Origin of the sequence: Acetobacter fabarum, from assembly GCF_040702925.2 — a bacterium.
GTDB classification, from domain to species: Bacteria; Pseudomonadota; Alphaproteobacteria; order Acetobacterales; family Acetobacteraceae; genus Acetobacter; species Acetobacter fabarum_B.
Genome location: NZ_JBFCXX020000013.1, coordinates 76,383 through 85,334, shown reverse-complemented (window position 1 = coordinate 85,334; position 8,952 = coordinate 76,383). Strand labels below are relative to the sequence as shown.

General features: G+C 62.4%; 7 protein-coding genes. 5 read left to right on the top strand and 2 right to left on the bottom strand.

What is annotated here, in order from left to right; all coding sequences use genetic code 11:
• Positions 1-322, bottom strand: a 322-nt coding sequence (locus AB2L51_RS10520; RefSeq protein ID WP_400921846.1) for an iron-sulfur cluster assembly protein, incomplete at its 3' end; no start/stop codon positions are given.
• 236 nt (positions 323-558) lie between these two features.
• Between AB2L51_RS10520 and AB2L51_RS10515 the strand changes: the two genes are divergently transcribed.
• The 4 genes from AB2L51_RS10515 to AB2L51_RS10500 all read left to right on the top strand — a co-directional run bounded on the left by AB2L51_RS10515 (position 559) and on the right by AB2L51_RS10500 (position 5,651).
• On the top strand, positions 559-1,758 hold the full coding sequence (locus tag AB2L51_RS10515; protein ID WP_395581991.1) for an OpgC family protein: 1,200 nt from the start codon (positions 559-561) through the stop codon (positions 1,756-1,758).
• A gap of 88 nt (positions 1,759-1,846) precedes the next feature.
• Positions 1,847-3,376 (top strand): DegQ family serine endoprotease, encoded by a 1,530-nt coding sequence (locus AB2L51_RS10510; protein ID WP_395581990.1) that lies wholly within the window; start codon positions 1,847-1,849, stop codon positions 3,374-3,376.
• Positions 3,377-3,414: 38 nt separating this feature from the next.
• On the top strand, positions 3,415-4,452 hold the full coding sequence (locus tag AB2L51_RS10505) for an FUSC family protein (protein ID WP_395581989.1): 1,038 nt from the start codon (positions 3,415-3,417) through the stop codon (positions 4,450-4,452).
• Between the two features lie 611 nt (positions 4,453-5,063).
• Positions 5,064-5,651 (top strand): hypothetical protein, encoded by a 588-nt coding sequence (locus tag AB2L51_RS10500; RefSeq protein WP_395581988.1) that lies wholly within the window; start codon positions 5,064-5,066, stop codon positions 5,649-5,651.
• Positions 5,652-5,772: 121 nt separating this feature from the next.
• Here the strand turns inward: AB2L51_RS10500 and ilvD are convergent, their stop codons facing one another.
• A complete protein-coding gene (gene ilvD / locus AB2L51_RS10495; protein WP_395581951.1) occupies positions 5,773-7,641 on the bottom strand; it encodes a dihydroxy-acid dehydratase in 1,869 nt (622 codons plus the stop codon).
• A 327-nt stretch (positions 7,642-7,968) separates the two neighbouring features.
• Here ilvD and pstC point away from each other — a divergent pair, with 327 nt between their 5' ends.
• A complete protein-coding gene (pstC, locus tag AB2L51_RS10490) occupies positions 7,969-8,952 on the top strand; it encodes a phosphate ABC transporter permease subunit PstC (protein WP_395581950.1) in 984 nt (327 codons plus the stop codon).

Genomic DNA, 8,952 nt, shown 5'->3' with positions numbered 1-8,952 from the left:
GCTGGGCTGCGGCGGGTGTGCCGCGCTGTGGGCCGGTATTCGGCTCCGGAGCACCTGCGGGGCGGTGCGCGGTCAGGATAAGGGTGGCGCTGGTGACGTTGGGCAGGGTTTGCAGCTTCTGGGCGGCTTCATCACACAGGCCGGACAGTTCGGGAGCCTGCTCGCGCGGGACGGTCAGCGTCAGGGTCAGGCGGCCGTCGTCATCCACCGTGCAGCTTTCCAGTCGCCCGGCGCTGGCAAGGGAAAGCCCGGTCTGTGGCGTTCTGATGGTTCTGAGAAGATCCATCAGCGTGTCAGAAGAAAAAGGAGCGGTCTGCGCCAAGGGTCTTGATCCTATGCCGTGGGGGTTACAATGCCGTAGTCGGGGGGAGAATACGGCACAGAAGAGGTGCGCCTTTGGGGCGGTCCGGAATTATAACGCCTTTTTTCTGGCACATACAGGGTGGTATGGGTAGAGGAACAGCGGGGGACTAACCAACGGGCGAGGCAGGGCGGTGCCGAAAGGGTAAGATGCAGGCACACACGGACAAGGCTGGCACGGTGCAGGTAGCACCCGCCATGGGTGCGTACACGCAAGGGCCGGGTGGGGAAGCCGCCCCTGCGGCATCGGCGGCGGTTCCCCCGCGCAGCCGCCGCGACCACAGGGTTGACGCCCTGCGTGGTGCTGCCCTGCTGATGATGTTCATAGACCATATTCCCCAGAACCTGCTCAACCGCTTTACCATGCGCAATGTCGGCTTTGCCGATGCGGCGGAGGTGTTTGTGCTGCTGGCGGGCTATGCGTCGTGGCTGGCCTATGGGCGGGGCTTTACCAAATATGGGGTGCTGCCCACCCTGCAACGCCTGTTCAAACGCTGTGTGCAGCTCTACATCGGTCAGACCATTATGGTCATGGCGTATGTGTTTACGGTTCGGAGCTGGCGGCACTTTACCCCTGTTTCGGTCGATTATCTGGAGCCGGAACTGGCGCATGGTCTGGGCTGGGTCTGGCGGGTGATGATGTTTGACGCCCTGCCCAGCAACCTCAACATCATGCCGCTCTACCTTGTGCTGCTGGCCGGGTTCCCCGTTTTTTACCTGCTCATGCGGGTTCATCGTTCATTGGCCCTGCTGCTTTCGGGGGCCTTGTGGATGCTGGTGAACATGGACCCGGGGCTGAATTTTCCCAACTGGCTGGACCCCGATGGCTGGTACTTCAACCCGCTGGCGTGGCAGTTCCTGTTCGCGCTCGGGCTGACCGCCTCCGCCCAGACCGATCAGCGTGGCCGCGACCTCAAACGTGTGCCAGCCCTTGTGGCGCTGTGCTGGGTGTATCTGCTGTTCTCGGCCATTCAGGCGTTTCCGTGGGCTCTGTGGGGCCTGCCGGACCTGCGCCCGTTCGGAGACACGCTGGCCCCGGCCAAAAGCTGGCTCTCGCCTTTGCGGCTGCTGGATGTGATCGCCATTTTCTACCTTGTCCAGTCCTCCGAGCCTGCGCGGCAGTGGGCGGCCGAATCGTGGGTAGGGCAGGAACTGGCCCGTGTTGGCCGCAGTTCGCTTGAGGTGTTTGTGGTTGGCACCATACTGGACCTGTATGCGCGGCTGATCTTCAGCACCTTTGGGGAGGGCTGGGCCCTCCAGGTTGCGGTAAACGTCGTGGGGCTGGCTATTCTGATCAGCCTTGCCTCATGGCTGGACCGGCGGCGCGCACGGGCACGGGCCGGGCGGCCGGTGGCTCCGGCTGCTCCCGTTGCAGTCCCGGACCCTGCGCGGGGGTAGGCCATGCTTGCCGTTTTGGCACGCCATGAATAACCTTACCCTTCAGTGTTCGAGAATTGTCCTGTCCCGGCAGAAAGTTGTGTTGTCCATGCGTGTGTCCGTCCGTCTGTTCTGCTCCGTTTCCCTCTCCACCCTGTTGGTGGCGGGCCTTGGGGTATCTGCCCCGCTGCATGCGGCGGAGGCTCCCGTGCCTGCGGTTGTGGCCGCCGGAGGCCATGCGCCTGACAGCTTTGCCGACCTCGCGGCCCGGCTGCTGCCTGCCGTGGTCAATGTGTCCACCACCCAGACCGTGCGTGAAGCGGATGCGGAGGAGGATGACGAGGACGACCAGCTTCCCCAGATGCCCAACTTCCCGCAGGGCTCCCCGTTCGAGAAGTTTTTCCATGACTTCATGAACCGCCAGACCGACCCCAATGCCCCGCCAAGGCGGATGCAGGCGCTGGGTTCGGGCTTTATCATCGACCCGACCGGCTACATCGTGACCAATAACCACGTGATCCGCAAAGCAGACCGCATAACGGTAACCTTGCAGGACAATACGGTGCTCAGCGCCCACGCTGTGGGGCATGATGACCGCACGGACCTTGCCCTGCTCAAGGTGGACAGCAAAAAGCCTCTGCCGTTTGTCAGCTTCGGGGATAGTGAACACCACCGGGTGGGGGACTGGGTTCTGGCCATTGGCAACCCGTTTGGCCTGTCCGGCACGGTTACGGCGGGCATTATCTCCTCACGCGGGCGCAATATTGACCAAGGCCCGTATGATGACTTCATCCAGACCGATGCCCCCATCAACAAAGGCAATTCCGGTGGCCCGCTGTTTGATATGGATGGCAACGTCATTGGGGTGAACACCGCTATTTATTCCCCTTCCGGCGGGTCGGTGGGTATTGGCTTTTCCATTCCCTCCAACGAAGCGCGCGGCGTGGTGGAGCAACTGCGCAAGACCGGCCGTGTCTCGCGCGGGTGGCTTGGCGTGCGTATCCAGAACGTCACGCAGGACATAGCCGACGGGCTGGGCCTGAGCACACCCACCGGCGCGCTGGTGGCCGGGGTGGAAAAAGATGGCCCGGCCGACAAGGCGGGGCTTAAAACGGGCGATGTGATCCAGAGCCTGAACGGCCAGCCGATTGAGGGCAAGGCCCTGCCGCGCCTGTCCGCCCAGTTGCCGGTGGGGACACAGGCCAGACTGGGCCTGTGGCGGCATGGCAAGATGATGGACGTGCCCGTGACTATTGGCGCCCTGCCCGAAACTCCGGATGAAGCTCCGGCCAAGCCCGCTGAGGCCCCCAAATCCGCGGCGTCCGTCAACTTTGCGGATTTTGGCTTTACCGTTGGCCCGCTGGATGCGGCCGGGCGGCAGAAATACAATCTGCCTTCCGGGCTGAAAGGTGTGCTGGTAACCAGCGTCAAACCCGATGGTACGGCCGCGGATCGGGGCCTGAAGGAAGGGGATGTGATTACCGAGGTCCAGCAGGCCGAGGTGGGAACACCAGCAGCCCTCAAACAGCGGATAGAGGCCGCGCGCAAAGCCAAAAAGCGTTCGGTTCTGCTTCTGGTGCATGATGCGGATGGCCTGCGCTGGATTCCCTTCCCCCTGAGCGCGGAGGACGCGCCCTGATTGCACTTTTAACGGGCAGGCGCGCGCCCGTGCTGGATATGGTCCGGTATTGCCCATGGCTGGCGCGGTGGCTGAGCAACGCCACCGTCTGCCAGACCGTGCGTCTGGTCAGTGCCGTGGGGGTGGCGGGAGCTGTCGCCTGGCTGACCAACCTGCAGGAACCGGCATGGGCGCTCATTACCTCGGTCATTGTGACCCAGAACAGCATTACGGACACGATCTCCAAGGGGCGTGACCAGCTTGTGGGCACGCTTATCGGGGCTACGGTCAGTATTGTGCCCATTACGCTGCTCATGTTTGCGCACTGGCCGCTCTGGGGGGCGTTTACCTTGGCGTTTGTGCCGCTGGCCATTCTGGTATCGTGGAAGCCGGAGGCCCGCATGGGTGTGGTCACGCTTATGGTGGCCATACTCTTTCCCTCTGATAACGACCCCTACCTGCGCCCGATCGAACGCGTGCTGGCTATTCTGATCGGGGTTGGAGCGGGCACGCTGGTCACGTATGTGGTGCTGCACGAACAGGCCCGGCGCGATGCGTTCCGCAACGCCGCCCTTACGGTGCGCCAGATTGTGGCCATGTTGCAGAAGGCCCGCACGGGGCATGTGGAATGGTCGGTCATTCAGGACATGAATGACGAATGTGCGGCCTCCCTGCGCAAGGTGCAGGCCGCGCTGGAGGAGGCCCGGCGCGAACACTGGCGGCCGCTGGATGAGCGGGACCCCATGCTGGCCCGCCTGCCCCCGAGCATACGGCAGTTGCAGATGGATGCGCTGGTGGTGGCCCGCGCCATGCTGGTTCTGCCCCAGAGTGCTACGGCAAAGGAACTGGAGCATGCGGCCAGTGTACGCGCGGGCATGCTGCGTGGTTTCCAGTGGATTATCCAGCGTTGTGAGAGCGAAGCCGTAACCCGCACGGGGGATGAATGCCGTATTGCCGCCGAGGTCATGGCCGCCCTGCCAACGGAGAATGAAACGGCAGATCCGATCATACGCTTTGTAGTGGGTATTCTGCTTACGGACCTGCGCCAGCTTATCCAGCTTCTGGGGGAGGATGACAGGAACCGTACCGCGCCATAACAAGATTGTGACGTTTACCGGCCTGCGTCGCCGTGGTCTGTCGTACGCTTTGACGCCCATCAGTATTTTGCGCGGCAGGCATGAGGTCAGGCGGTGGTTATATGCGCCAGATGGCATGACGTGGCCCGCCAATTAGGCTACAACGGAAATGAAACGCCCGACCCATGTTGGGTGGAACTCCATATTGAGGAAGCTCAAGACATGGCAAAATGCCCCAAATCCTCCTGTGCACGTGGTATTCTGGCTCTGGGCCTGATTGCAGTGGTTGTTTATTTCATCCGTAAAAAGAAGTGCTGCGGCTAAGCCCGCGTCGGGCCTGTTCCTGAACGCCCGATACACGGCAAAAACCCGTCTGGTCCGACCAGACGGGTTTTTTCTTTTATGGTGGCGGGTCTGCCACAGGGGCGATGCAAACGCGCAACGCAACGCTTTGGCTTGTGTTATGGTGCAGGCGTTGTATCACTGCCAGTAACATATCTGGCCTGGCGCTGTCTGCTTCAGGCTTCTGACGGAAAGGATTGAGAGTGTTGCATCCTCTTGTTTCCCGCTTTTCCTCCAAGGCTGCGGCGTCTGTTGCGGCCTGTGCACTCGGTTTTGCGGGGCTGGCCACAATGGCCATGCCAACGGCGGCCCATGCGCAGGCATCTGTTCTGCTCAAGAGCCAGCAGACCACCGCCATTGTGGAAAGCGTTGACCGCGAAGCACGCGAACTGCTGCTGCGTGAAGGCAATGGCCACCTGCTGACCATTGAATACGGCGCGGCCGTAAAGGACGTGCCGCACCTGCATGAAGGTGATGAACTGAAGATCCAGTTCGTGGAAACACTGGGCGCGCAGCTTGCTGCTCCGGGCAGCCCCCTGCCCGAATCCACGCTCACCACGGCGCGGGGTTTTGTGCATGGTCACCCACGCGGCATTATTGCGGCCTTTAACCGCGAACGCGCCCTGATCAAGACCATTGACCTGCCCTCCAGCACCATTTCCTTCACCACGGAGGGGGATGATTCCCTGCATGTGGCGGTGCTGCGCACCAAAGCGATGCAGGACTTCCTGAAAACACTCAAGATTGGTGATGTGGTGGATATTACCCGCGCCGAATCCATTACCTATATCGTGACCAACAAGGTTGTGCCGCAGCCAACTCCGGCCACCCCCCAGCTTGCCGCTCCGGCAGGGGATGTGGTCGCCCCCATGCACTGACTGCTGTTCCTGCTCCCGTGCCTCCGGCGTCTGTCCGGAGCACGTTGGGGACCGGGTACGTAAAAACCCCCGCAAGGCGCTGCCCTGCGGGGGTTTTTACGGTGTGCTGCCGGACCGCGTATTAGCGCGGGGTGCGGCGGGTAAGCTGGCTTACGTCACGCACCGCGCCACGGGCAGCACTGGTGGTCAGGGCCGCATAGGCCCTGAGCGCGTTGGAGACCACGCGCTCACGCCTGGGCTGCCAGGCCTGATCGCCCAGATCATCCATCCGTGCGCGGCGGTCGGACAGAACGCTGTCCGCCACGGCCACGGACAGGCGGCGGTTGGGAATGTCGATCTCGATCGTATCGCCTTCCTCCACCAGACCGATAACGCCCCCTTCACCCGCTTCGGGGGAGATATGGCCAATGGACAGGCCCGAACTCCCGCCCGAAAAACGGCCATCGGTAATGAGTGCGCATTTTTCGGCCAGCCCCTTGGATTTAAGGTAGCTGGTCGGGTACAGCATTTCCTGCATGCCGGGGCCGCCCTTGGGGCCTTCGTAGCGGATCAGCACCACATCTCCGGGGTTGATCCTGTTGCCCAGAATGGCGGCAACCGCGTCATCCTGACTTTCAAAGATACGGGCCGGGCCGGAGAATGTTTCCAGCCCTGCGGCAACACCTGCGGTTTTAACAATCGCGCCGTCTTCGGCCAGATTGCCGTAGAGCACGCACAGCCCGCCATCCTGATTATAGGCATGCGCGCCATCGCGGATGGCCCCGTTGGCCTGATCCGTGTCCAGCGTTCTGTAGGTGCTGGACTGCGAGAACGCGACCGTGGTGCGTACCCCGCCGGGTGCTGCGCTAAAAAACTCCCGTGCTGCCGTCCGGCTTTCGGCTCCGGGGGCGCGGATGTCCCATTTATCCAGTGCTTCGGGCAGGCTGGCGGCGTGGACCATGTTCACATCACGGTGCAGCAGGCCCAGCCGGTCCAGCTCGCCCATAATGGCGGGAATACCGCCAGCACGGTGTACGTCTTCCATGTGTACATCCGGGCGGGAGGGGGAGACCTTGCACAGATGCGGCACCTTGCGGGAGAGGCGGTCAATGTCCTTCATGGTAAAGGGCACTTCGCCTTCATGCGCTGCGGCCAGCAGGTGCAGCACCGTGTTGGTGGACCCGCCCATGGCAATATCGACCGACATGGCGTTCTCAAACGCGGCCATGGTGGCAATGTTGCGCGGCAGCACGGAGGCATCATCCTGCTCGTAGTAGCGGCGGGCAAGGTCCACAATGCGGTGCCCCGCCTCCACAAACAGGTTGCGGCGTGCGGCGTGGGTGGCCACAAGGCTGCCGTTGCCGGGCAGGGACAGACCGAGGGCTTCGGTCAGGCAGTTCATGGAATTGGCGGTGAACATGCCCGAGCACGAGCCGCAGGTGGGGCAGGCGGAGCGTTCGATGGCAAGGGAGTCCGCCTCGCTCACGCCCGGGCTTGCGGCTGCGACCATGGAGGTCACAAGGTCTGCGCGCTGTTCTATGTCATCCAGTGTGACGCGGCCTGCTTCCATGGGGCCACCGGAGACAAAAATGACCGGAATGTTCAGCCGCATGGAGGCCATGAGCATGCCCGGCGTGATCTTGTCGCAGTTGCTGATGCACACAATGGCGTCCGCGCAGTGGGCGTTCACCATGTATTCCACGGCATCGGCGATCAGCTCGCGCGAGGGCAGGCTGTACAGCATGCCGCCGTGGCCCATGGCAATGCCGTCATCCACCGCAATGGTGTTGAACTCGCGGCCAATGCCACCGGCTTCGGCAATGGCCTCGCACACAAGCTGCCCCATATCCTTGAGGTGCACATGGCCGGGCACGAACTGGGTAAAGGAGTTGGCGACGGCAATAATGGGTTTGCCAAAATCGGAGTCCTTGACACCGGTTGCACGCCACAGGCTGCGGGCACCCGCCATGTTGCGCCCGTGGGTGGTGGTGCGTGATCGGTAGCCGGCCATTATGGGGTCTCTTCTGCTGTGGTGCTGGGTAAAGCATCGGGTCGTGGGGTATGCGCGGTGGGTCCACCGGCATGGGCGTGGGCACATTACGCCACATTGTGCTGGCTGTCAGGGCCGGATTATGCAGAAATGGCCGGGCAGGTACCCGGTTGCCGGGGGCTGAATGTGCGAGGTGCCGGTCCGCTGTCCACCAATGTCCCTGATAACACTACAGTTTTGTGACAAAACCCGGTTTATAGGGACTTTCATGGGGTCTCCGTGTTGCAGGAGTGCACAGCGTTCAGTATTTCTCGCCCCATCCGGCTGATAGTTCGGAACGGAGAGCAGATGGAAATTCCCGCACGGCAGTCCCTGCCAGCGATGAAACAGGCCTCTTCCCATCAGGGAGGGCAGAAGGGTGATCCCGCCTTCAGGCTTCTGGTTACGGCAACAGGTGTTGGCGTGCTGGTTGTTCTGGGCGCCATTATTGCCGTTATGGTAACGGGTGGCTGGAAGGCGTTTGCAACCTTTGGTCCGGGCTTTCTGGTGTCCGCGGTGTGGAACCCGGTCACGCAGCATTTCGGGGCCGCCGCCCCGGTTTTTGGCACCGTTATCAGCAGTGCGCTGGCACTCCTTGTGGCCGTGCCGCTGGCCTTTGGCACCGCGTTCTGGCTGACCGCCCTTGCGCCACCCGCCGCCGCCTCGGTCATTGGCATGGCCGTGCAGCTTCTGGCAGCCGTGCCGTCCATCATCTTTGGCATGTGGGGCTTTTTTGTGGTGGTGCCGGTGGTGGCGCATTATGTGCAGCCCGCCGCCCGCCAGCTTTTTGGCCATGTGCCCGGTCTGTCCGCCCTTGTGGCGGGTGCGCCGTTTGGCACGGGCCTGTTTACGGCAGCACTTATTCTGGCGGTCATGATCACCCCGTCCATTACCGCCGTCATGCGTGATGTGTTCCTGTCCATGCCCGCCGTCCTGCGTGAGAGCGGGTACGGGCTGGGGGCCACCCGGTGGGAGGTCATGCGCCATGTGGTGCTGCCATGGTCCCGTCAGGGGGTTGTGGGCGGCATTGTGCTGGGCATGGGCCGCGCAATGGGTGAGACCATGGCCGTGACCTTTGTGATCGGGGATAGCAACCACATTGGCTGGTCGCTGTTTGCACCGGCCAACACCATTGCCTCGCTGATCGCCCTTGAATTCCCCGAAAGCCCGGCAGGGAGCCTCAAGCTGGCTTCCCTCATGGCGCTGGGGGCCATTCTTATGGCCATCTCCTTTGTAACACTCTGGTTCTCCCGCTGGCTGCTGGCCCGTGGCGAACAGGCAGCAGGACGTTGA

Coding starts and splice junctions, on each gene's coding strand:
- AB2L51_RS10515 (WP_395581991.1), top strand. CDS start 559: ATGGGTGCGTACACGCAAGGGCCGGGTGGGGAAGCCGCCCCTGCGGCA.
- AB2L51_RS10510 (WP_395581990.1), top strand. CDS start 1,847: ATGCGTGTGTCCGTCCGTCTGTTCTGCTCCGTTTCCCTCTCCACCCTG.
- AB2L51_RS10505 (WP_395581989.1), top strand. CDS start 3,415: ATGGTCCGGTATTGCCCATGGCTGGCGCGGTGGCTGAGCAACGCCACC.
- AB2L51_RS10500 (WP_395581988.1), top strand. CDS start 5,064: ATGGCCATGCCAACGGCGGCCCATGCGCAGGCATCTGTTCTGCTCAAG.
- ilvD (WP_395581951.1), bottom strand. CDS start 7,641: ATGGCCGGCTACCGATCACGCACCACCACCCACGGGCGCAACATGGCG.
- pstC (WP_395581950.1), top strand. CDS start 7,969: ATGGAAATTCCCGCACGGCAGTCCCTGCCAGCGATGAAACAGGCCTCT.